Origin of the sequence: Nocardioides sp., from assembly GCF_031397825.1 — a bacterium.
Taxonomy (GTDB): domain Bacteria; phylum Actinomycetota; class Actinomycetes; order Propionibacteriales; family Nocardioidaceae; genus Nocardioides.
Map to the genome: position 1 here is coordinate 1 of NZ_JANNML010000163.1, position 22,428 is coordinate 22,428.

At 71.4% G+C, this 22,428-nt stretch carries 25 protein-coding genes and 1 tRNA gene; 10 read left to right on the plus strand and 16 right to left on the minus strand.

What is annotated here, in order from left to right:
* Positions 1–314 precede the first annotated feature (314 nt).
* Positions 315–1,148 (plus strand): SGNH/GDSL hydrolase family protein, encoded by an 834-nt coding sequence (locus tag RMN98_RS14080; RefSeq protein ID WP_309649453.1) that lies wholly within the window; start codon positions 315–317, stop codon positions 1,146–1,148.
* A gap of 23 nt (positions 1,149–1,171) precedes the next feature.
* Here the strand turns inward: RMN98_RS14080 and RMN98_RS14085 are convergent, their stop codons facing one another.
* Complete coding sequence (locus tag RMN98_RS14085; protein WP_309649454.1) at positions 1,172–2,749, minus strand: SpoIIE family protein phosphatase; 1,578 nt, start codon at positions 2,747–2,749, stop codon at positions 1,172–1,174.
* 130 nt (positions 2,750–2,879) lie between these two features.
* Here RMN98_RS14085 and RMN98_RS14090 point away from each other — a divergent pair, with 130 nt between their 5' ends.
* From RMN98_RS14090 to RMN98_RS14105, 4 genes are all read left to right on the plus strand, one after another.
* On the plus strand, positions 2,880–3,287 hold the full coding sequence (locus RMN98_RS14090) for a hypothetical protein (protein ID WP_309649455.1): 408 nt from the start codon (positions 2,880–2,882) through the stop codon (positions 3,285–3,287).
* Between the two features lie 34 nt (positions 3,288–3,321).
* Entirely contained in the window at positions 3,322–4,605 is a 1,284-nt protein-coding gene (locus RMN98_RS14095; RefSeq protein ID WP_309649456.1) for an ATP-binding protein, read from the plus strand.
* Positions 4,602–5,225, plus strand: coding sequence for a response regulator transcription factor (locus tag RMN98_RS14100; protein WP_309649457.1), 624 nt, complete (start codon positions 4,602–4,604; stop codon positions 5,223–5,225). Before RMN98_RS14095 ends, RMN98_RS14100 begins: the two co-directional genes overlap by 4 nt.
* A 71-nt stretch (positions 5,226–5,296) precedes the next feature.
* Positions 5,297–6,784 (plus strand): MFS transporter, encoded by a 1,488-nt coding sequence (locus RMN98_RS14105; protein WP_309649458.1) that lies wholly within the window; start codon positions 5,297–5,299, stop codon positions 6,782–6,784.
* Here the strand turns inward: RMN98_RS14105 and RMN98_RS14110 are convergent.
* Genes RMN98_RS14110 through RMN98_RS14140 form a run of 7 tightly spaced genes read right to left on the minus strand, consistent with a single transcriptional unit; the run spans position 6,744 to position 12,276 of the window.
* Positions 6,744–9,188 (minus strand): penicillin acylase family protein, encoded by a 2,445-nt coding sequence (locus tag RMN98_RS14110; RefSeq protein WP_309649459.1) that lies wholly within the window; start codon positions 9,186–9,188, stop codon positions 6,744–6,746. The genes RMN98_RS14105 and RMN98_RS14110 overlap by 41 nt on opposite strands.
* A 37-nt stretch (positions 9,189–9,225) precedes the next feature.
* Positions 9,226–9,525, minus strand: a complete 300-nt coding sequence (locus RMN98_RS14115) for a co-chaperone GroES (protein WP_309649477.1) — start codon at positions 9,523–9,525, stop codon at positions 9,226–9,228.
* 40 nt (positions 9,526–9,565) lie between these two features.
* Positions 9,566–9,814, minus strand: coding sequence for a DUF3618 domain-containing protein (locus tag RMN98_RS14120; RefSeq protein ID WP_309649460.1), 249 nt, complete (start codon positions 9,812–9,814; stop codon positions 9,566–9,568).
* A complete protein-coding gene (locus tag RMN98_RS14125) occupies positions 9,811–10,566 on the minus strand; it encodes an ABC transporter ATP-binding protein (RefSeq protein ID WP_309649461.1) in 756 nt (251 codons plus the stop codon). The genes RMN98_RS14120 and RMN98_RS14125 overlap by 4 nt, the downstream gene beginning before the upstream one ends.
* Before the next feature lie 24 nt (positions 10,567–10,590).
* Positions 10,591–11,259 carry a cobalt ECF transporter T component CbiQ gene (gene cbiQ, locus RMN98_RS14130; protein ID WP_309649462.1) on the minus strand — a complete coding sequence of 223 codons (669 nt, stop codon included), beginning with the start codon at positions 11,257–11,259 and terminating at the stop codon, positions 10,591–10,593.
* A 1-nt stretch (position 11,260) separates the two neighbouring features.
* A complete protein-coding gene (locus tag RMN98_RS14135) occupies positions 11,261–11,593 on the minus strand; it encodes a PDGLE domain-containing protein (protein WP_309649463.1) in 333 nt (110 codons plus the stop codon).
* Positions 11,590–12,276, minus strand: coding sequence for an energy-coupling factor ABC transporter permease (locus RMN98_RS14140; protein ID WP_309649464.1), 687 nt, complete (start codon positions 12,274–12,276; stop codon positions 11,590–11,592). Before RMN98_RS14140 ends, RMN98_RS14135 begins: the two co-directional genes overlap by 4 nt.
* Positions 12,277–12,356: 80 nt before the next feature.
* Here RMN98_RS14140 and bcp point away from each other — a divergent pair, with 80 nt between their 5' ends.
* The 3 genes from bcp to RMN98_RS14155 all read left to right on the plus strand — a co-directional run bounded on the left by bcp (position 12,357) and on the right by RMN98_RS14155 (position 14,186).
* Positions 12,357–12,830, plus strand: a complete 474-nt coding sequence (gene bcp, locus RMN98_RS14145) for a thioredoxin-dependent thiol peroxidase (RefSeq protein WP_309649465.1) — start codon at positions 12,357–12,359, stop codon at positions 12,828–12,830.
* Between the two features lie 11 nt (positions 12,831–12,841).
* Positions 12,842–12,923 (plus strand) — tRNA-Leu (locus tag RMN98_RS14150).
* Positions 12,924–12,953: 30 nt separating this feature from the next.
* Positions 12,954–14,186 (plus strand): hypothetical protein, encoded by a 1,233-nt coding sequence (locus RMN98_RS14155; RefSeq protein ID WP_309649466.1) that lies wholly within the window; start codon positions 12,954–12,956, stop codon positions 14,184–14,186.
* 1 nt (position 14,187) lies between these two features.
* Here the strand turns inward: RMN98_RS14155 and RMN98_RS14160 are convergent, their stop codons facing one another.
* Positions 14,188–14,778, minus strand: coding sequence for a 1-acyl-sn-glycerol-3-phosphate acyltransferase (locus tag RMN98_RS14160; RefSeq protein WP_309649467.1), 591 nt, complete (start codon positions 14,776–14,778; stop codon positions 14,188–14,190).
* Between the two features lie 62 nt (positions 14,779–14,840).
* On the opposite strand from RMN98_RS14160, the gene RMN98_RS14165 reads away from it, so the two are divergent.
* Positions 14,841–15,719 (plus strand): bile acid:sodium symporter family protein, encoded by an 879-nt coding sequence (locus RMN98_RS14165; RefSeq protein ID WP_309649468.1) that lies wholly within the window; start codon positions 14,841–14,843, stop codon positions 15,717–15,719.
* Here the strand turns inward: RMN98_RS14165 and rdgB are convergent.
* From rdgB to murI, 6 genes are read right to left on the minus strand one after another with little or no spacing between them, the layout of a single operon-like run.
* Entirely contained in the window at positions 15,689–16,312 is a 624-nt protein-coding gene (rdgB, locus tag RMN98_RS14170; RefSeq protein WP_309649469.1) for an RdgB/HAM1 family non-canonical purine NTP pyrophosphatase, read from the minus strand. The two genes, RMN98_RS14165 and rdgB, sit on opposite strands and share 31 nt — an antisense overlap.
* An 8-nt stretch (positions 16,313–16,320) precedes the next feature.
* Complete coding sequence (gene rph, locus RMN98_RS14175; protein ID WP_309649470.1) at positions 16,321–17,043, minus strand: ribonuclease PH; 723 nt, start codon at positions 17,041–17,043, stop codon at positions 16,321–16,323.
* Positions 17,044–17,102: 59 nt separating this feature from the next.
* Positions 17,103–17,876: an ABC transporter permease gene (locus RMN98_RS14180; RefSeq protein WP_309649471.1), complete on the minus strand. Its 774-nt coding sequence runs from the start codon at positions 17,874–17,876 to the stop codon at positions 17,103–17,105.
* A complete protein-coding gene (locus tag RMN98_RS14185) occupies positions 17,873–18,787 on the minus strand; it encodes an ATP-binding cassette domain-containing protein (RefSeq protein ID WP_309649472.1) in 915 nt (304 codons plus the stop codon). Before RMN98_RS14185 ends, RMN98_RS14180 begins: the two co-directional genes overlap by 4 nt.
* A gap of 25 nt (positions 18,788–18,812) precedes the next feature.
* On the minus strand, positions 18,813–19,568 hold the full coding sequence (locus RMN98_RS14190) for an MBL fold metallo-hydrolase (protein WP_309649473.1): 756 nt from the start codon (positions 19,566–19,568) through the stop codon (positions 18,813–18,815).
* The gene (murI, locus tag RMN98_RS14195; protein WP_309649474.1) at positions 19,565–20,386 is read right to left on the minus strand and encodes a glutamate racemase; all 822 of its coding nucleotides are present in this window, start codon (positions 20,384–20,386) and stop codon (positions 19,565–19,567) included. The genes RMN98_RS14190 and murI overlap by 4 nt, the downstream gene beginning before the upstream one ends.
* Before the next feature lie 30 nt (positions 20,387–20,416).
* Between murI and RMN98_RS14200 the strand changes: the two genes are divergently transcribed.
* Positions 20,417–21,460, plus strand: a complete 1,044-nt coding sequence (locus tag RMN98_RS14200) for an alkaline phosphatase (protein ID WP_309649475.1) — start codon at positions 20,417–20,419, stop codon at positions 21,458–21,460.
* 20 nt (positions 21,461–21,480) lie between these two features.
* On the opposite strand, the gene RMN98_RS14205 is transcribed toward RMN98_RS14200, so the two are convergent.
* Positions 21,481–22,428 (minus strand): DUF3152 domain-containing protein (locus RMN98_RS14205; RefSeq protein ID WP_309649476.1); only part of this gene is annotated, 948 nt, incomplete at its 5' end.

Genomic DNA, 22,428 nt, shown 5'->3' on the forward strand with positions numbered 1-22,428 from the left:
CTACGTACAGACCACCAGCAGCTGCAAGTCATGCCGGTCGGCGATCTTCCCTACGGGAAGTCGGTATTGGTCACCGATTGGTCACGGATTCTCCGACACCCCTAGGACTCGGGGGGTCGAACGGGACGGTCCTGACGCTCAGCCGCACTCACGAGAGCGTGTCGGGATCCTCCGGTACGTCTGATATCAAACTCTTAATCAGCGGGTTCGGGGTTCGAGTCCCTGATGCCGTACCACCCACCAGGCCGGACATCCTCGATGTCCGGCCCGGCGCCATTTCACGTCCGTTCACCGCGGAGGTGCATGGTGGGTCCATGCGCCGCATCGCTCTGACCCTGGCGCTCGGCCTGGCCTCCGTGGCCGGCGTGCTCCTCGCGCTGCGCGAAGGCTTCCGCCACCAGGCTCGCATCGCGCGCCGGGTGATCGGCAAGCCGCTGGGCGAGGACCCGCACTCGGCGGACCGCACCTACAAGAAGACGTACGGCGACCCGATCGAGCTGTTGCTGCTGGGCGACTCGATCGCGGCCGGCCTCGGGGCCGAGACGGCGAAGCAGACCCTGGGCGCCCAGCTGGCCCGGCGACTGGCGAAGAGCACCCACCGCGCTGTCCGGCTGCACACGGCTGCCTTCGTGGGGGCCGAGAGCTCGATGCTGCGCGCCCAGCTCACCTCGTTGCCGCGCCACTACCGCCCCGACGTCGCGGTGATCGTGGTCGGCGGCAACGACATCACCCACCGGGTGAAGACCTCCGAGTCACGCCGCCACCTGGCCGAGGTCGTGGGCGCGCTGCGCGAGCGCGGCACCCCTGTGGTCGTCGGCACCTGCCCGGACCTCGGGATGCTCACGGCCGTGCCGCAGCCGCTGCGCTCCCTGGGCAGCCGCGCGTCGAGGCAGCTGGCGACGGCGCAACGCGAGGTGACCACCGAGCTGGGCGGCATCGCCGTCAGCCTTGCCGACGTGGTCGGTCCGTTCTTCATCGCCCAACCCGACGAGATGTTCGCGGTCGACCGCTTCCACCCCTCGAGCGCGGGCTACCGTCGCACGGCCAAGGCGTTGCTGCCCAGCGTCCTGGCGGCCCTGGGCTGGACCCACGAGCTGCCCTGGGGGCACCACGGTCCGGCGGCCGAGCCCCGCATGAGTCCCGCCTGACTCCCGCCTGACTCCCGCCTGACTCACTGCGGCGCCCGCACCACCAGCAGCGCGATGTCGTCGGCGATGGGCTGGCCGAGCTGGCCGATGACGTGGTCCGAGAGCTCGGCGGCCGTCAGGTCCTGGCGCCCGGCGACGGCAGCCTGCAGCCAGGCGACCCCCTCGTCGAACGTCGCGTCCCGGCGCTCGACCAGGCCGTCGGTGTAGAGCAGCAGGCTGGCGCCGGGTGCCAGCGAGCACCGGAGGTCGCGACGCGGGGTGGACGGCTCCACCCCGAGCAGCACGTCGTGCTGGGCGTCGACCGCGTGGACGCTGCCGTCGGGCTCCAGCACGAGCGGGGCCGGATGGCCCGCGTTGGACCAGGTCAGCTGGAGCGGGCGTGCGCCCTCCTCCGACGAGCGGTCGACCCGGACGAGGAGAGCTGTCGCGACCGCTTCGACCTCGAGTCCGTGGATGGCGCGGTCCAGCCCGCTGAGGACGGCGGCAGGTGTGGCGTCGGGCAGGGTGTGGGCGACCCCGCGCACCAGGTTGCGCAGCTGCGCCATCGCTGCTGCCGCGCGCTGGTCGTGACCGGCGACGTCGCCGATCGCGAGCATCTGGCTGCCGTCCGGCAGCAGGAACGCGTCGTACCAGTCGCCTCCGACCTGGGCGAGGTCGGACGCCGGGACGTAGCGCACGGCCAGGTCGAGCTCGAGGGAGCCGGCGGGGCGGCTCAGCAGTGCCCGCTGGAGCGCAGCGGAGAGGTCGCGCTCCGCCCCCAGGCTGCGCAGCCGGATCAGCGTCTCACCGAGGTTGGCGGCGATCAGGCGCAGGAAGTCGAGGTAGAGACCGGTCGGCTCGAGCTGCTCGCTGAGGCGCACCACGAGCATCCCGCCCAGGCTCAGCGGCAGCCACGCGACCCTGCCCGCGCCCTCGGTGTCGAGGTGCAGGTCGACGCCCTCGGTGATGGCCGGGGCCGGGCCGAACGGCGACGCCCCTGCCACCGGCTCGCCCGGCAGCCGGATCTCGACCTGCGGCAGGTCGGCAGGGTCGGTCGCGAGGACCGTCGCGGCCCGCTCAGCCACCGTGTCGTCGTCCTCGGCGGAGGACAGCGCGTCGGACAGCTGGGCCAGCATCGCGAGGCGGCGCCGGGTGATGACATAGCCGGTGGTCTCCACCGAGATGTCGAGGATGCCCTCGATGCGACCGTCCTCACCACGCACCGGCGAGTAGGAGAAGGTGAAGTAGCACTCCTCGAGGAAGGTCGAGCGCTGGAGCGGGAGGTAGGTGTCCTCCACCCAGGTGGGCACGCCCGTCTCCAGCACGGAGCGGAGCATCGGGCCGATGACCTCCCACGCCTCCGGGAAGATGTCCTCGCAGCGGCTGCCGAGGGCACGGGGGTGCTTGGCGTCGATCAGCTCGGTGTAGCCCTGGTTGTAGACCAGCACCAGCTCAGGCCCCCAGAGCAGGGTGACGGGGAAGCGGGTGCTCAGCGTCAGGTCGACCGCGCTGCGCAGCGCCGGACTCCAGTCGTCCACCGCGCCGAGAGGTGTGGCCGCCCAGTCGACCGCGTCGTACGCCGCGCTCAGGGCGCCCGCCTGAGCGAAGGGGTGCGGTCTCACTGGCGCAATGTAGCGGAGCCGACGGACCTCCGTTCGCTGGTCGTAGTACCCGCGACCAGTGGTCGGTGCCACCGCGACCGCTGCAGCCTGACGTCACATCCCCAGCACCGCCGACACCGAGGAGAACACCATGAAGATCCGAAGCACGACACCCGCAGCCGTCGCCGCGGCTGCCCTCCTGGCAGCCACCCTCCCCCTCGCCGTCGCCGGGAGCGCCCAGGCCGGCGGGTCCGACGGCCGCGTCATCAACACCGGCTCGTGCTCGGGCTCGACGGACTGGAAGATGAAGGCCAAGCCTGACGACGGCCGCATCGAGGTCGAGGCCGAGATCGACAGCAACCGGACCGGCCAGAGCTGGACCTGGGTGCTGCGGCACGACGGTGGCGTGACCGCCCGCGGCACCTCGGTCACCCGCGGTCGGAGCGGGTCGTTCTCCGTCGAGCGCCGCACCGTCGATGCCGACGGCACCGACCAGTTCACCTTCCGCGCGGTCAACCCCGCGACGGACGAAGTCTGCGTCGCCACGGTCGCCCTCTGACCGGCGACGCGCCGGGTCGCCATACTGGTCCGTCATGACCGGACCACGGCGACTCGTCAGCAGCCCGGTGGCGCAGTACCTCGCCATCGGGCTGCTGGCCCTGGCTGCGATCGTCGTGGCGACGCAGACCCTCGCCGGGCGGGCTGCCCGTGACGAGGCGCTCGACGACGCGCGGGCCACCACCGAGGTGCTGGCCCTCTCCGTCGCGGAGCCGGCCCTCCCGCGCGGTCTCGTGGCCGGGCGGATCAGCGCCGTCGACCGCTTCGACCGGGTCGCGCTGGACCGGCTGCTCGTCGAGGACGTCCGGCGCATCAAGATCTGGGCGGAGGACGGCACCATCCTCTACTCCGACGAGGTGCGGCTCATCGGAGACCGCTTCCAGCTCGGCCCGGAGGAGCTCGCGATCCTGCGCGACGGTGGCTCGGAGGCCGACGTGTCCGACCTCGGCGAGCCCGAGAACCGGTTCGAGCCGCCGGGCGAGGGGCTGGTCGAGGTCTACACGCAGATCGTCAGTCCCGAGGGTCAACCCCTCCTCTTCGAGACCTACTTCTCCGCCGACGGCATCGACGCCCGGCAGGCGGAGGTCATCGCCCCCTTCCGTCGCATCACCATCGGCGGGCTGGTGCTGCTCGTCGCGATCGCGACCGCCATGCTGTGGGTCATGACACGACGCGAGGCTCGGGCCGCCGCCGATCGTGAGCGGTTGCTGCGCAACGCCGCCACCGCCTCCGACGCCGAGCGCCGGCGCATCGCCCGGGACCTCCACGACGGTGTCGTCCAGGACCTCGCCGCGTCGGCGTACGCCGTGGCCACGGTCGCACGTGACGCCTCGCCCGAGCACCGCGAGACGCTGCTCACCACCGCTCGCTCCCTGCGCAGCAGCATGCGCGGCCTGCGCTCCCTGCTGGTGGAGATCCATCCCCCGGACCTGTCGGTCACGACCCTCGACGCCGCCCTGCAGGACCTGTGTGCGCCGGCCGCGGCAGCCGGCGTCGAGGCATCGGTCCACGTGGTGCCGCTCGACGGCGTCAGCCAGCAGAGCGCCGCCCTCGTCTGGCGGGTCACCCAGGAGGCCGTGCGCAACGCCCTGCGCCACGCCGCCGCGTCGAGCCTGCGCATCGAGGTCCTGCGCACCGGGGACCGCGTGGTGCTGGAGGTCGCCGACGACGGGCGTGGCTTCGACCCGGAGGCCGTTCGCGAGGAGACGCGCTACGGGTTGCGTGGCCTCCAGAGCCTCGCCCACGACAGCGGCGGCGTCCTCGAGGTCCGTTCCTCCCCCGGCACCGGCACGACGGTCCGGCTGGAGGTGGGCGGGTGATCACCGTCGTGCTCGCGGACGACCACGCCGTGCTGCGCGGCGCCCTGGCCGGCTACCTGGCCGGCGTCGAGGACATCGAGGTCGTCGGCACGGCCGGTGACGGTCAGGGCGCGGTCGACCTCGTCGCCGAGCTGCACCCCGACATCGTGCTGATGGACCTGCAGATGCCCGGCATGGACGGCGTCACGGCGACCCGCACCATCGTGGAGCAGGGCGGCACCGACGTCCTGGTGCTGACCTCCTTCTCCGACTCCGAGCGGATCGTGGCCGCCCTCGATGCCGGCGCCCTGGGCTACCTCCTCAAGGACGCCGAGCCCGACGAGGTGGTGGCGGGCCTGCGCCAGGTGAGCCGCGGCGAGTCCCCGATCCACCCGCGAGCCGCGCGACAGCTCCTCGGCGCACGGCCGGCCTCGCCGACCTCCGTCAACCTCAGTCCCCGCGAGATCGAGGTGCTCGTGCTGGTGCGTGAGGGCCTGGTCAATAAGCAGATCGCGCGCCGTCTCGGGATCACCGACCGGACGGTCAAGTCCCACCTCACCTCCGTCTTCAACCGGATCGGGGTGCAGGACCGGACGCAGGCGGCCGTCTGGGCGGAGCGCAACGGCCTCGGCGACGACTGAGGCGGATCACCACCGCTCCCCTACACTCGGCGGTTGGTTGCACTCGGCAACCAAACGTCGAGGAGTACCCATTGACCAGGCCCGGCCGCGGAGCCGTCACCTTCACCGTCCTCGCGGTCTCGGTGTCGTCGTTCTCCTTGTTGCAGTCGATGATCGTCCCGGTCCTCGCGACGATCCAGACGGAGTTCGACACCGACCAGACCACCGTCACGTGGGTGCTGACCGGCTATCTCCTCAGCGCCTCCATCGCCACCCCGTTGCTCGGCCGGATCGGCGACGTCGTCGGCAAGACACGGATGCTCGTCATCACGCTGAGCGCCCTCGTGCTGGGGTCGCTGCTCGCCGCGCTGGCACCCAGCATCGGGTGGCTGATCTTCGCGCGGGTGGTGCAGGGCGCGGGTGGCGGCGTGCTCCCGCTCGCCTTCGGCATCGCCCGCGACGAGTTCCACGACAACGTCGCCACGGCCCTGAGCGTGCTCGCCTCGCTCACCGCGGTCGGGTTCGGGGTCGGCATCGTGATCGCCGGCCCGATCGTCGAGGTGTTCGGCTTCCGGGGGCTCTTCTGGATCCCCATGGTCGTGACGGCACTGGCCGCGGTCGCCGCCCGGTTGTTCGTGCCCGAGTCACCCGTGCGGACGCCGGCACGCCTGCCGATCCTGCCCGCCGTGCTCCTCTCCGTGTGGCTGGTCGCACTGCTGCTGGCGCTCTCCGAGGGCAACGTGTGGGGCTGGTCTTCGCCGCGGATCCTGGGGCTCCTCGCCCTCGCCGCTGTCGGCCTGGTCACCTGGGTCGCCGTCGAGACCCGTGTGCCGGTGCCGATGATCGACATGCGGATGATGCGCCTGCGCGGCGTCTGGACGACCAACCTGGTGGCGGCCTTCGTCGGGTTCGGCATCTTCGCGGCCTTCGGCTTCCTGCCCCAGCTCCTCCAGACCCCGGAGGCGGCCGGCTACGGCTTCGGCGCCTCGATCTCGGAGTCGGGGTTCCTCCTGGTCCCCTCCGCGATCGCGAGCTTCCTGGTCGGCTTCTTCACCGCGCGACTCATCCACGCGGTCGGGGCGCGCACGGTCATCGTGACCGGCACCTTGACGACGGCTGCGTCGTTCGTCTCGATCGCGCTGTGGCACGACGCCACGTGGCAGCTCTATGCCGCGACCACGGTCCAGGGCCTGGGGTCGGGCCTGATCTTCTCCAGCCTCGCCGGCGTCGTGATTGCCTCGGTCCCCCAGGAGCAGACCGGGGTGGCGAGCGGCATGAACGCCAACATCCGCACCATCGGCGGCTCCGTCGGCGCGGCGGTGATGGCCGGCATCGTCACCGCCCAGGTGGGGCCGACCGGGATCCCCGACGAGAGCGGCTACACGACCGGCTTCTTCGTGCTGGGTGCCGGCATGCTCCTCGCCGCCGCTGCCGCGCTCTTCATCCCGGACCTGCGCGACCAGCCCACCTCGGGGCCGCTGCAGGACGCCGACAACGCCGAGCTGGCCCTCCTGCCCGGCGCCCCCAGCATCCCGGGCGTCAGCCCCTCACCACGAAGGACCGCACCAGGTCCTTCCTGATCTGCGCGTCGGTCCACGCGAAGCGGACCCAGCGACCCTCAGAGAAGAGCCTGGTCTGGTCGCTGGACCAGCGCGAGCGCGGGTTCTCGTCCTGGCCGTAGGTCAGGATCGTGCGGGCGTCGACCCGACCGCCGTCGAGGAACGAGATCGCCTGGATGTGCGACGAGCCGTAGGTGATCGCGCGGTAGCGCCCCTTGTTCTGCACCGGGTTGCGTGACGCCAGCGCGTTGGCGTTGCCGACCGAGTCGCCCGTGCCACCGCCGAGCGGGAGCGGCGGTGCACCGCGGTCGCCCGCAACCTGGAGCGAGCCCCAGCTGGCGTCGAACGGGATCTTGCGCGCCCGCAACGAGGCGATCGCGTCGCTCATCGCCTGCACCACCTGCGGGTTGTCGCTGGCGAGGCCGCGCGGGGTGTTGAGCGGGTCCTCGGCCGAGAACGGCACGGTCCACACGGTGTCGGCCTGGCCGAGTGGCGCGGCGGGCAGTCGGGAGACGAACTCCTCGAAGATGTGGGTGCCGACCGAGGTGGTCTCGGAGCGGCCGTCCCACGTCTTCAGCACGGCGCACGCGCGGGTCTCGCCGGTCTGCGCGCAGACGTCGTCGAGAGCACCGCCGGCGCGCATGACCTCCGCTGCGCGGAGCCGGTTCTCGTGCTGGTGGCTCCGGAAGCTCAGCGGGGTCTCCTTGCGCTTCCCGCGCAGCCGGTCGATGACGTACTGCGACACCATCCGCGTGCGCATCGTCCGGACGCAGCGCTCGCAGCCGATGATCTGGTCGTAGCCCTCGAGCCGCGCGGCCGGGTTGGGCAGCCAGTAGGAGTCGTTGGCGTTCATCACCCAGTCGCGACGCACCACCGACGGCAGGTTCCTCGGGCCGAAGATGCCCGGGCGTTGGGCATCGGCGTCGGTCCCCCAGGCGCACGAGGAGTCGGCGAAGGTGCCGTCGAGGCCCGGCAGGCCGGCGACCTGGTTGAGCACGCGGCCGACCGGGGTCATGCACCGCTGGGCCATCTCGTTGGTGACGTGGGGCACGACCGAGTGGTCGGCGTAGAGCACGTCACCGAAGCGGTCGGCCGCCGTGGTGTTGACCCACGGCATCCCGCCTCCGGCGTCCTGACGGCGCAGCAGGTCGCGCACGTTGCGGGCCTTGCCCATGTTCAAGAAGGTGTCGATCGTGCGCAGCTGCTCACCGTTGGCGTCACGGAACGCCCAGACGCTCGTGGCACTCCACGGCATCAGCAGCGCCGGCGCGTCGAGCACATAGCCCTGCGGCGTGCGGTAGAGGTCCTCGGTCACCGTGCCGACCGAGCCGTCGGCCCGCTTCACGCGCACCTTGACGGTGCGTCGCTCGAGCTGCTGCGGGCCGGCGTCGGTGAGGTAGGTCGTGGGGCCGACGGTCTTGTACTCGTAGGGCGTGAAGCGGTAGGCCGTGGAGACCGTGTGGCTCCACGCGACGTTCTTGTTCCACCCGATGTTGACCGCCGGTGAGCCGATCAGCGACGCCCCGGCCACGTCGTAGGAGCCGGGGATGGTGAGGTGCTGCTGGGTGAAGTGGTAGCGGCCGCGCCACGGGAAGTGCGGGTTGCCCAGCAGCATCCCGCGCCTCGTCGAGGTCTCGGCGCCTCCGACCGCGGTCGCGTTGGAGCCGAAGGGCGCCTCGGGGTCGCGCCCCAGACCCTTGAGCAGCGCCGCACGGTCGACCGCGGACGCGCGCACCGGCAGCTCGGGCAGGCCCGGGTCGGTGGCCGACGGCGGGTCGGCGTCGACGATCTCCTTGACGAAGACGCCCGCGGAGGCGAGCAGGTTGGCGAGGTAGACGCCGTACCACAGGTCGATCGAGGTGGCGTTCGGCTTGAGGTAGGCCGCCTTGCGGCAGGCCGGGTCGGTGACGGTGTTCGTCCGGAGGTACGTGTTGATGCCCGCGACGTAGCCGTCGACCATCTGGCGCGACTCTCGCCCGGGTCCGGCCTTCGAGGCGAGGAGCTTCTCGACGACGCGACGGTTGCGCAGGTCGGTCACGAACGCGTCGACCTGCAGGTTGGAGGCCTCGAGCGTGACCTGGTCGTCGTAGCGCGCCTTCGGTCCGAAGAAGAGCGAGCGCTGACCGCGCCCGGTGACCAGCGTGTCCGCCAAGGTGCAGATCGACGCCGATGCCGCGGCGTAGCCGCTGCCGAAGCCGAGCGAGCCGAAGTCCTGGGCCGTGATGTGCGGGATGCCGTGCTTCGTGATCCGGATCCGCGCGTCGTACGACGGCGCCTGCGGCTGCGCCTGGACCACGGCGGCGACCACCGGGGCCGGTGCGCTGGGGACGGCGCCTGCGCTCGTGGCGACGACGGCACCCCCCGGCACCAGGGTGCAGGCAGCCAGCAGGCCAACGATCGGGCGGGTGACGCGGTGTCGGAGCATGACGGCTCAACGCCACCGTGTGACGGGGGTTACGGTCCTAGAGGTAGAGCCCGGTCGACTCGTCGCCTAGGCGGTCGGCGGCCACGGCGTGCACGTCGCGCTCGCGCATGACGACGTAGACCTCGCCGTGGACCTCGACCTCGGCCTTGTCCTCGGGGTCGAAGAGGACCCGGTCGCCGACCTCGACGGCTCGCGCGTGCGGGCCGACGGCGACGACCTGGGACCACGCCAGGCGACGTCCACCCATCGCGGCCGTGGCGGGGATGACGATGCCGCCGGAGGAGCGACGCTCCCCGGCCTCCTTGTCGACCTCGCAGAGGACTCGGTCGTGCAGCATCTTGATGGGTCGCTTGTCGCTCACGTGCGGCTCCTGCAGGTCAGTTGACGACCTTGCGGATCACGACGAAGAGCACGATCACCCCGACGACACCGCCGACGGTCTTGAGGATGTTGTCGGTGCGGGGCTCGCCGGTCGCGGCGTCGACGTAGTGACCCTTGATCTGGGCCACCTCGCGACCCACGATCGTCTTGGGGCTCGAGCGGTAGAGGAGCTGGTCGATGGTGACCGCCAGCCGCTCGCGGGTCGCTTCGATCTCGGCCTCGAGGTCAGACAGCTCTTTGCTCACTGCGGGAGGGTATCAATGCCGCGAGGGTCGAAGCCGAACGGTAGCTCGAGACGGTGGGCGCGCATCAGGGCGTCGTCGGTCAGGACGTCGTAGGTCCGACCGTCGGCGACCACGTGCCCGTCGCTCAGGACGACCGCTCGGGGGCACAGCTCGAGGGCGTAGGGCAGGTCGTGGGTGACCATCAGGACCGTCACGTCGAGGGAGCGGATGATGTCGGCGAGCTCGCGCCGCGAGGCCGGGTCGAGGTTGGAGGACGGCTCGTCGAGCACCAGGATCTCCGGCTCCATCGCCAGCACCGTGGCCACCGCGACCCGACGGCGCTGGCCGAAGGAGAGGTGGTGCGGCGGACGGGCGGCGAAGTCGGCCATGCCGACCAGGTCGAGCGCGGTCATGACCCGCGCCTCGAGGGCGGCCCCCTTGAGGCCGAGGTTGGCCGGGCCGAACGCGACGTCGGCGCGGACCGAGCCCATGAAGAGCTGGTCGTCGGGGTCCTGGAAGACCACGCCGACGCGGCGCCGGATCTCCTGGAGGTTCTCCTTGGCCACCGGCAGTCCGCTGACGCTGACCGAGCCGGCGCCCGCGGTGAGGATGCCGTTGAGGTGCAGCACCAGGGTCGTCTTGCCGGCGCCGTTGGGGCCGAGCAGCGCCACCCGCTCGCCCTGGTGGACGTGGAGGTCGACGCCGAAGAGCGCCTGGTGGCCGTCGGGGTAGGCGTAGGCCAGGCCCTGGACGTCGAGGACGGGCACGCTCATCTGGGCACGCTCATCTGGGCACTCTCATCTGGGCAGCTCCCCGGTGTAGCCCCGCGAGAGCATCGCGAGGTGGACCCGCTCGCCGCGCTCGTAGGAGCGGATGAACAACGAGCCGAGCGTGCGCGCCAGCGTCGGCCAGCTGCGTGGGGACCGTGGGTCCATCCCTCGTGAGCGCATGGAGACCATCATCCGCCCCAGGTCGGCGGTGACGACGTCGAGGTAGCGGATCATGAAGCCCATGATCTGCACGATCAGGTCGGGCATCCGCAGTCGGCGCAGCCCGACCAGCACGTCGGCCGGCTCGGTCGTCGCGGCCAGCGTCAGCGAGGCCATGACGCCGAGCGATCCCTTGACGGCCAGGCCCCAGGCGGCCAGCAGACCGGGCTCGGAGACGCTGACCCCGAGCACGTCCACCTGCGGGCCGGTGGCGATGAAGGGGATGAGCGCAGCGAAGACGAGGAAGGGCACCTCGATGACCATCCGGCGCACGACGTAGAGCAGCGGCACCCGCGCGGCGAGGATCACCGCGACGACCACGAGGAGGTAGCCGCCGAAGACCGGGAACCAGTCGCGGGGCGTGGCCACGACGGTGAGCATGAAGCCCACCAGCAGCAGGACCTTCAGGTGCGCGGGCGCCTGGTGGACCGGGCTGTGGCCGTGGAAGTGCAGCCGGTGGCCGTGACCGGCGCCCACGTCAGCGCTCGGCTTCGACAGGCTCGTCGACGGAGTCGTCGGCGGGCGTGCGGCGTCGTACGGCGTAGGCGACCCCGCCCGCGATGACCAGCGTCAGCAGCACGCCGATCACGCCGGCCAGTCCGCCACCGAGGCGCTCGTCGTCGACGCCGGCGGTCTGGTAGTCGGCGAACGGGCTGTCGGAGGTCGGCGAGTCCTCGGCGGAGTCGAGGAAGCCGGTCTTGCCGGCGACGTACTCGAGACCGTCGGGGTGGCTGCTGGCGTAGAAGCTGCCGACCCCGGCGACGAGCAGGGCGACCAGGAGCCCGGTGATGACGAACGTGCGGGTCCTCATGCCGGGACCGTCCGGATCTCGAGCTCGGCCGCCGGGACCAGCGTCCGGGCACCGTGCACCAGGTCGGGTCGCACCGTGACCACCGAGGCCACGACCAGGCCGGTGACGACCGCCTCGCCGATGCCGATGACGGTGTGCCAGCCGAGCATCGCGACGAGCACGTCGCCGGTCTCGACCGGGGCGGTGCCGCCCACGGCGAAGAGCGCCGTGAAGACGGTCGCGGCGACGGGGACCGACAGCAGCGCGCCGACGGCGGCCGCGGGGGCGATGGAGGAGCGCCGCTTGGGCAGGACGGCGGCGACCAGGCGGAAGACGACGTAGCCGGTGAAGCAGCCGACCAGGGCCATCAGCACGATGTTGGTGCCGAGCGCGGTGATCCCGCCGTCGGCCATGAAGAGCGCCTGGACCAGCAGCACCACGCTGATGCACAACGCCCCGGTCCAGGGACCGACCAGCACCGCAGCGAGCGCACCACCGAGCAGGTGTCCGCTGGTGCCGGCGCCGACGGGGAAGTTGATCATCTGGCCGGCGAAGATGAAGGCTGCGACCAGGCCGGCCATCGGCGCCGTGCGGTCGTCGAGCTCGGTGCGGGCCTTGCGCAGGGCGAAGGCCACCCCACCTGCCGCGACCACCCCGGTCGCGATGGACGTGGGGGCGTCGAGGAAGCCGTCGGGCACGTGCATCGAACTTCTCCGGACTCGGTAGGTTGGCGGTCGAAGCCCACAGTACGTTATTGCACATAACTCGCAACAAGGAGCACGTCGTGTCCGATGCCCGCCTCGCCCCCGGCGACGCCGCCCCCGACTTCACCCTCACCGACGACACCGGCGCCGAGGTCACCCTCTCGGACCTGCGCGACCGCCGGGTGATCGTCTACTTCTACCCGGCGGCCATGACGCCGGGCTGCACCAAGCAGGCCTGCGACTTCACCGACTCCCTGGAGTCGCTGAAGGCCGCCGGCTTCGAGGTGCTCGGCATCTCGCCGGACAAGCCGGAGAAGCTCGCGAAGTTCCGCGAGAAGGACGGCCTGGGCATCACCCTGCTCTCCGACCCCGACAAGGCGGTCATGAAGAGCTACGGCGCCTTCGGGGAGAAGAAGCTCTACGGCAAGGTCGTGGAGGGCGTCATCCGCTCGACGTTCGTGGTCGCCGAGGGAGGCGCCGTGGAGCTCGCGCAGTACAACGTGAAGGCGACCGGGCACGTGGCCAAGCTGCGGCGTGACCTCGGCCTAGACTGAGGCCCGCGCTCGCCGGAGTGGTGGAATTGGCAGACACGCAGGTTTTAGGTACCTGTGCCTTCGGGCATGGGGGTTCGAGTCCCCCCTTCGGCACTGCTGTGACCGACTCTTCCGGAAGGCACCATGGAGCTGCACGAGAACCTCTACGAGCTCGGTCTCACCTCGGGCCGCGGCGTCTTCGACGACGCCGACCTGCTGCGCGCCGCGCTCGACGACTACCTCGACGAGGCCGCTGCCTCGACCGGTGACATCAACCTCCTCGTCGACGCCGTGAGACTCGGCGCCTTCCGGATGATGCAGAGCACGATCGACAGCGGCGCCGAGCCGACGCGGGCCGTCGAGTCGGCCGGCGACATGCTCGCCCGCGACCGCGGCACCTCTGACGTCGCCGCCGCCCGCTGGGCCTGCGCGGTGCTCGGCTTCGCGGTCGGCAAGGTGAGCGCCACCGACGTGCGCCGCTTCGACCGGACCATCACGCAGCCCCGCCCCCCGGCCTTCCCCCCGGCGGCGACCCAGCAGCCGCACCCGCCCGCTCCCCCGACCCAGGCGCCGTGGCCGGTGCAGTCGCCCACAGGGCCTCCGCCCTCCTCGCCGCCGCCGATGTCGCCTCCCGCGGGCGTCCAGCAGTACGCCGGGGGCTACCCGCCGGCGTACCCCTCCGGGCCGACCGGCCCGCCGCCCTCGGCGAGGAGCAAGACCCCCTGGATCCTGGCCGCCGTCGCCGCCGTCGTGCTGATCGCCGTCATCGGCGGGCTGTTCGCCATCCTGTCCGGGGGCGACGACACCGTCGAGACCGCGACCGACGACCCCTCGACCTCGGCACCCACCGCCCCGACGCCGCCGACGCCGCCGACGCAGTCGCCGACCACCCCGAGCCCCACCCCGCTCCCGACGATCCCGCCCAACCCGCTGATCGGCAGCGGCTACGCGTTCACCCTGCCCGACGCCTGGACCGACATCACCGAGGAGATCCTCTCGGGCGGCCAGTCCGGCGCGACGGACAAGGCGATCGCCTGGGGCCAGAGCTTCGAGGGCGCCCGGGCCAACCTGATCATCGAGACCGGCTTCGCCGGTGGCGAGACCGACCCCGAGGTCATCCGCCCGACCTGGGAGAACAACATGGTCGGCGCCACCGGGGCCACCCCGGTCGACAACGGCGACACCACCATCGACGGCGAGAAGGCGGTGTCGGTGCTGATCTCCAGGGTCAACGAGAACGGCGTCGCGATCGAGCAGTACGGCTACCTGACGATCCACGACGGCGATCTCTACTCGATCATCCTGTCCACCCAGGAGGGCGACCAGAAGGCTCAGGACACCTACGCCGACATCGTCGAGAGCTGGACCTGGCAGTAGGTCAGGCGGGCTCGACCGGGCCCTCCTCGCGCAGCCGCGGTGTCGTCGCCAGCTCGGGCCGGATGCCCCGCTTGTCCGCGTAGAACGCGCGCACCTTGTCCATGTCGGCGCCGACGTCACCCGTGACCGGGAACGTCGGACCCCAGCCGACGACGCGCGTGGGCCCGTCGATGAACGCCAGCGTGATCGGCAGGCCGGTCTGCTGGGAGATGCGGTAGAAGCCGGACTTCCAGTAGTCCACCTTGCTCCGGGTGCCCTCGGCCGCCAGGCCCAGCAGGAACGTCTCGTCGGTCTCAGCATCGGCCAGCAGCGCCCGGATCGTGCCGCCCGGGTTGGCCCGGTCGAGCGGGACCGCGCCGGTGGCACGCATGACGTAGCCCACCGGCCCCTTGAAGAACGACTCCTTCACCAGCAGCCGGATCTGCACGTTGCTGTCCCAGGCGAGCAGGATCGTCAGGACCCAGTCCCAGTTGGAGGTGTGCGGCGCGCCCACCAGGATGCCCTTGCTGGGCACCTCGCCGGTGGTGCGCCAGCGCGCGAGCTTCAGTGCGACGCGCGCGAAGGTCCTGCGGAGGAGGAAGTGTCGGGCCATCACGCGAACCTATCGCGTGCCTCTTCGACGTGACCGGGGTCACCCTCGACTAGGGTCCGGCCATGGACTCCGCGTTGACCGAGATCGGGCTGCCCGTCGCACTCGCCATCATCATGTTCGGCCTCGGGCTGGACCTGACCCTCGCCGACTTCCGTCGCGTCGGCACCCAGCCCAAGGCCGTCGTCGTGGCGCTGGTCTGCCAGCTGGTGCTGCTGCCGGTGGTCTGCTTCGGGCTGGTCGTGGCCTTCGACCTCCCGCCCCTGCTGGGCATCGGCATGCTGCTGCTCGCGGCCTCGCCCGGCGGCACGACCGCCAACCTCTTCAGCCACCTCTTCCGCGGCGACGTGGCCCTGAACATCTCCCTGACCGCCATCAACTCGATCATCGCGATCGCGACGCTGCCGCTGATCACCAACCTGGCGATCGACTACTTCGACAAGTCCGAGTCGGTCTCGATGCCGCTGGCCGAGGTCGTGAAGGTGTTCGCGCTCATCCTGGTGCCGGTGGGCATCGGCATGCTGGTCCGTGCGAGGAAGGCGTCGTTCGCCGCGGCCATGGACAAGCCGGTGCGCATCGCGTCGGCCGTCATCTTGGCCATCCTGGTGCTCGGCATCCTGCTCGGTGAGAGGGAGCGGGTCGGCGGCTACCTCGCCGACGTCGGGATCGTGGCCGCGCTGTTCTGTGCGATCAGCCTCGTCGTCGGCTACGCCGTGCCGCGCGCCTTCGGCGTGCGCGAGGGACAGGCCATCGCCTCGTCCTTCGAGATCGGGGTCCACAACGGGACCTTGGCGATCTTCGTCGCCGAGAACGTCCTGGAGGTCAACGAGATCGCCGTCCCCGCTGCGGTCTACTCGATCATCATGTTCGTCATGGCCGCCGGCTGGGGAGTGATCATCAGCAGGCGGGTCGCTCAGCGCGAGCCGAGCAGCGCCGCGACCTGAGGGGCGATCTCGCGCAACGCCTTGCCACGGTGGGAGATCGCGTCCTTGTCCTCGCGACTCAGCTCGGCCGTCGTCAGCCCCGGCCGGTCGTCGGCGACGAACAGCACGTCGTAGCCGAAGCCCCCGTCTCCGCGCTCCTCGCGCAGCACCGTGCCGTCCATGCGCCCCTCGACGACGATCTCGCGACCGTCGGGGTGGCAGAACGCGACGGCACAGGCGAAGTGGCCGGTGCGCCGCTCCTCGGGGACGTCGGAGAGCTGGGACAGCAGCAGCGTGTTGTTGCGGTCATCGTCCTTCGGCGGGCCCGACCAGCGCGCCGACAGCACGCCCGGCATGCCGTTGAGCGCGTCGACGCACAACCCGCTGTCATCGGCCAGCGTCGGCAGTCCCGTGACCTCGGCGCCGGCGCGTGCCTTGAGCAGCGCGTTGCCGACGAAGGTCGGCGCGTCCTCGACCGGCTCGTCGTACGACGGCACGTCGTCGAGGCCGACCACCTCGATGTCGGGCACCTGCTCGCGCAGGATCCGGTCCATCTCGGCGAGCTTCTTGGCGTTGCGCGAGGCGAGGAAGATGCGGGTCCCTGCGGCACTCACTGGTGCACTCAACGGGCCAGTGCCTCGTGCTGCATGAGGGTCAGGTCGGCGCAGCCCTTCTCGGCCAGAGCGAGCAGCGCGTCGAGCTCGGCGCGGTCGAAGGCCGCGCCCTCGGCGGTGCCCTGGACCTCGACGAACTTGTTGTCGCCGGTCATCACGACGTTCATGTCGGTCTCGGCGCGGACGTCCTCGACGTAGGGCAGGTCGAGGCGCGGCACGCCGTCGATGATCCCGACGCTGATGGCCGCCACGGAGCCGGTGAGGGCCTTCGGCACCCCGAGGTGGGCGCAGGCGTCGGCGAGCGCGATGTAGGCGCCGGTGATCGCCGCGGTGCGGGTGCCGCCATCGGCCTGGAGCACGTCGCAGTCGAGCTGGATGGTGTTCTCCCCCAGCGCCTGGTAGTCGATGACCGCACGCAGCGAGCGGCCGATCAGGCGGCTGATCTCGTGGGTGCGGCCACCGATGCGGCCCTTGACCGACTCGCGGTCGGAGCGGGTGTTGGTGGAGGCGGGGAGCATGGCGTACTCCGCGGTGACCCAGCCCAGGCCGGAGCCCTTGCGCCAGCGCGGGACGCCGGTCGAGGCCGACGCGGCGCAGAGCACCTTGGTCTTCCCGAACTCGATCAGCACCGACCCGGCCGCGTGGTCGAGCCAGTTGCGGGTGATGGTCACGGACCGGAGCTCGTCGTCGGCCCGGCCGTCCTCGCGGGGGGTGCGCTCAAGAGACGTCATGCGCCCGACCCTAGTGGGGGTCGGGCGCACGACGGTGATCGGCTGCTGCGGGGTGGGACCTACTTCACCTCGGCGCGCATCACGCGCGCCCATCCCGCCATGAACGGCACCACGATCCAGATCAGGGAGGTGGTGAGGAGCTGGGCGTACTCCTCGCCGGTCAGCCCCTGGTCGCCCCCGAAGGAGTTGAAGAGCGGCTGCTGGGCCGTTCCGAGGTCGAGCCAGGGCGCCGCATCCTGGAGGAAGGGCACCAGGGCGAAGACGATCGACGAGGCGATCGGCAGCACGAAGAACGTCACGATCGCGGCAGGGGTGTTGAGCAGGATCAGGCCGTAGGCCAAGCCCTGGAGCACCGTCAGGAGCTGGAGCGCGAGGAACAGCAGGAAGATCTTCGCCGAGAGCCCCTCGAAGCCCTCGCTGGCACCACCCAGGAGCGTGGCGAGGGCGGCGATCACGATGGCCGCGACGAAGGCGGCCAGGCCGAGGATGAGCGCGGCGACGGTCTTGGCCGCGATCACCTTGGTGCGCGAGGGTGCCAGGGCGAAGGTGACCATCGCGGTGCGCTGGCTCCACTCGCTGGTCACCAGCAGGATCCCGAGCACCGGGAGCAGGAAACCCTGGGGCGTCGAGGCGATGCCGATGAAGTTGCCGAAGATCCGCTCGTCGGCGTCGGCCACCAGGAAGAAGATGATCATGAAGAGTGCGGTGATGCCGACGATCGCGCCGAGCAGCCAGCGACCGGCGCGGGTGTCGGCGGTCTTGCGCAGCTCGACGGAGACGAGGCGGGTGAAGGGGATCTGCGCGGTCCCGGAGACGTCCAGGGTCATGCTCATGCCGAGGCTCCTTCGATGTGGCCTTCACGTTGGGTCTCGGAGGTCAGCTCGAGGAAGAGGTCCTCGAGCCCGGCGCCTCCGAAGCGCAGGTCGGTCAGCACGATGCCGGCCTCGAGGGCCGTGCGGCCGATCTCGACGGCGGGCGCCTCGACCTTCAGCCCCTCGCCCGCGGCGGTGACACTGAAGCCCTTGCCCTGCAGGGCGGTGGCGAGCGAGGTGTTGTCGAGGGACGTGACCAGGCTGGAGGGTGCACCTCCGCGCTCGAGCAGCGTCTTCTTGTCGCCCTGGGCCACGATCTTGCCGCGCCCGATGAGGATCATCTCGTCGGCGATCATCTCGACCTCGTGGAGCAGGTGGCTCGAGAGCAGCACGGTGCCACCGCGGTCGGCGTAGCCCTTGAGCAGGCCGCGCATCCAGCGGATGCCGGCCGGGTCGAGGCCGTTGGCCGGCTCGTCGAGGATGAGCACCGAAGGGTCGCCGAGCAGCGCGTGGGCGATGCCGAGGCGCTGCTTCATGCCGAGCGAGTAGTTGCGCAGCCGGCGCTTGGACTCCTCGGGGCTCAGCGAGACCAGCGCGAGCATCTCGTCGACGCGCGAGTCGGGCAGCCCCATCGTGCGAGCGCCGATGGTGAGGATCTCGCGACCGCTGCGCCCGGCGTGCTGGGCCGAGGCATCGAGCAGCACGCCGACGTGACGACCGGGGTTGGGGATGTCGTGGTAGAGGTGACCACCGATCGTGACGCGGCCCCGCGACGGCGGGGTGAGCCCGACCATGATGCGCATGGTGGTGGTCTTGCCGGCCCCGTTGGGGCCGAGGAAGCCGGTGACGCGGCCGGGTTGGGCCACGAAGCTGATGTCGTCGACGGCGGTGAACCCGCCGTACGTCCTGGTGAGTCCTTCGACGTGGATCATGGCTCCAGCCTGCCCTATGCGGCGCCTAGAGCTCGTAGACGGCCCCGGCGACAGCCAGCTCGAGCGGGCCGTCGAAGACCGCGCGGGCCTCGTCGACGGCGGTCTGCGGGTCGAACCACGGCGGGACGTGGGTGAGCACCAGGCGTCGCGCGCCGGCCCGCGTGGCGGCCTCGCCGCAGTCGGTGCCGGTGAGGTGCAGGTGGGGCGGATTGGTGTCCTGCGAGCGGAACGACGCCTCGGCCAGCAGCAGGTCGGCGTCGGCGGCCACGGTGTCCAGGCCGGCGCAGGGGCCGGTGTCACCGCTGTAGCCGATCGCCCGACCGTCGGCCTCCACCCGGAGTCCGAAGGCGTCGACGGGGTGGTCGACCGGCACCGGGGTGATCGCGAAGGGACCGATCCGGAGTGGGCCGTCGTAGACCCGGAAGTCGAACTCCTCGTGCATCCCCGGGTCGAGCGGCAGGCCGTAGGCGAGCGCCAGTCGGTCCGAGGTGCCGGACGGCCCCCAGACCGGGATCCGCGGCTGGGCGCCGGTGGGGTGGTACTTGCGCATCACGTAGTAGCCGCAGAGGTCCAGGAAGTGGTCGGCGTGGAGATGGCTGACCAGCACCGCGTCGACGGTGAGGGGGTCGATATGGCGGTGGAGCTGGCCCAGCGCGCCGTTGCCGAGGTCGAGCAGTATCCGCCAGGTCCGACCGTCGTGGTCGGCCTCGAGCAGGTAGCAGCTCGCCGCGGAGTCGGGGCCGGGGTAGGACCCGGAGCAGCCCACGACGGTCAGCCTCATGCCAGGCCTCCGACGAACTGGCTGGCGCTCACCATCTCGGGACCCAGGAAGCGGCGACCGATCGTCTCGAACTCGTCGGGTGAGCCGGTCGTCACGAAGCTGTAGGTCGGATCACCGGTCGGCCGCATCAGGTCGGTGCGCACGAGCATCTTGTAGACGTCCTTGGCGCACTCCTCGGCGCTGCTCACCAGCGTGACGTCGTCGCCCATCACGTAGGAGATGACGCCGGTCAGCAGCGGGTAGTGCGTGCAGCCGAGGATCAGGGTGTCGACGCCCGCACGGGTGAGCGGGTCGAGGTAGTCGTGGGCGACCGCGAGCAGCTCGTCGCCGCCGGTCACGCCGGCCTCGACGAAGTCGACGAAGCGCGGGCAGGCCCTTGTCGTCAGCTCGACCTGGGGGGCGGCGGCGAACGCGTCGTCGTAGGCCATCGACTCGGCGGTCGCCGCGGTGCAGATGACGCCGATGCGGCCCGAGCGGGTGGCGGCCACCGCGCGGCGGGTGGCGGGATAGATGACCTCGACCACCGGCACGTCGTACCTCTCGCGGGCGTCGCGGAGCATCGCCGCACTGGCGGAGTTGCAGGCGATGACCAGCGCCTTGACGCCCTCCTCGACCAGGTGGTCGAGGCACTCGAGGGCATATTCACGGACCTCGCCGATGGGCTTGGGGCCGTAGGGCTGGCGGGCGGTGTCGCCGACGTAGCGGATCGACTCGTGCGGCAGCTGGTCGATGACCGAGCGGGCGACCGTGAGACCGCCGAAGCCCGAGTCGAAGATGCCGATGGGGGCATCGAGGTCGACATCGCGGAGAGGCGGCACGACGAGCAAGCCTATCGGTAGGGTCGGACCATGTCCCGGACCCGTGCGCTGCGTGCCCGCACCGCCGCCCTGTGCCTCGCACCGCTCCTCGCGGCCACGGGCTGCGGGTCGATGCCGGCAGCCGGGACGCCGACCTCGGGCGCCCCGCCCACGACGGCACCGGCACGCGCCTTCCCCGCGCAGGTGCTCGCGATCTCGATCGACGCCCTCAATCCGCGGGCCCTGACCAAGCTCGGGCGCGACTCCGTGCCTCACCTGTGGCGGCTGCTCGACGAGGGCGCCGGCACCCTCAACGCCCGCAGCGAGCTGGAGATGACGCTCACGCTGCCCAACCACACCGGCATGGTCACCGGACGACGCATCACCGCGAGCAAGGGCGGTCACGGCGTCACGTGGAACGACGACCGCCCCGGCACCACCGTCCAGGCGGCCGCCGGGCACCCCGTGTCCTCGGTCTTCACCGTCGTCCACGAGGCCGGTGGCACGACCGCGCTCTTCTCGACCAAGACCAAGTTCAGCCTGTTCGACCGGTCGTGGCCCGGTGGTCTCGACCGCAGCCTGATCAAGGAGGAGCAGGACGCCGCCCTCGTCAAGGCCGCGCGGGCCGACCTCGTGCAGCGCGACCGGGCGTTCACCTTCCTGCACCTGGGCATCGCGGACCAGACCGGTCACGCCTCGGGCTTCATGTCGCCCGCCTACCTGCGCGCCGTGGAGACCGCCGACGCCCTGGTCGGGAGGATGCTGGCCGCCATCGACGACCACCCCGACCTCAGCGACGTGGTCGTCGTCCTGACCGCCGACCACGGCGGGTCGGGCGAGAGCCACTCGGACCCGACGAAGCTGGCCAACTACCGCGTGCCCTTCGTGGTCTGGGGCCCCGGGGTCGACCACGGAGACCTCTACGCGATGAACGCGACCTACGCCGACCCGGGCACCTCGCGGCCCGGTCTCACCGGACCACAGCCGATCCGCAACGGCGACCTGGCCAACCTCGCCCTGGACCTCCTAGGGCTGGGGCCGGTGCCGGGCAGCCGCTTCGACGTGCGGCAACGGCTGGACGTCACCGCCGACTGAGCGCACGGCGCCGGCGCAGGTCAGCGCAGCTCGCGAGGAGTCGGCCACGGATTGAAGCGGCAGCCGTCGAGGCCCTTGCTCTGCTGCATCATCACCGGCGCCGGCTTGCCACGCCCCGGGCAGCCGGCGTGACCCTTGCCCAGCCAGTGCCCGGTCTCGTGGTTGAGCACCATGTGGCGGTAGTCCCTGAGCGACCCACCTGCGGCGTTCCACGGCGGGGTCGCCCGGTTCCACCGGGTCTGGTTGATGATCACGTAACGACCCACCCGGCAGCTGTAGGTGCTGCTGCAGCCCGAGGAGAAGCCCGGCACCGTGGAGGCCTCGGCCAAGACGAGGGTGAAGGAGCCGCGGCGCTCGACCCGGACGAACCGCACGCCCCTGCCGCGCCAGCCGCGGGGATCGTCGTACGTCTGCTGCGCGAGGCGGCGGAAGTCCTTCAGGCTCGTGGTGATCCGCCCTCGGGTCTCGACGTGGTAGGTCACGGTGCGCCGCAGGTCGACGCGGTGCCCGACCCGGCCGGCGCGCGGGGAGGTCGCCGTGGCGGGGTGGTAGCCGGGTGCCTTGACGTTGACCCGTACCCGCACGTGGCGACCCACGTCGTCGGGGACGAAGGTGTAGCGCCGGCCCGTGGCACCGTCGATCGGCCGGGGGCCGCGGAACCACTGGTACGTCGTGCGATGGGGGTCGCTCGACCACCGGCCGGGATCGGCGCGCACGGTGCGACCGAAGCGGGCGGTGCCCAGCACCGCCGGCGCGCGCTTCGCCCGCAGGGTCCCGCGTCCGACCGCGGCCGTCTCCTCGGACGTCGCGGTCGCGCTGGCACCCTGGGCGTCGGTCGCGGTCGCGGCGACCGACAGCCGGTGTCGCAGGTCGGCCGGGTCGACGCGGTAGGTCCGCGAGGTGGCGCCGGTGATCGCGCGGCCGTCCCGCAGCCACTGGAACGTCACCTCGACCTCGGCGGGGTCCCA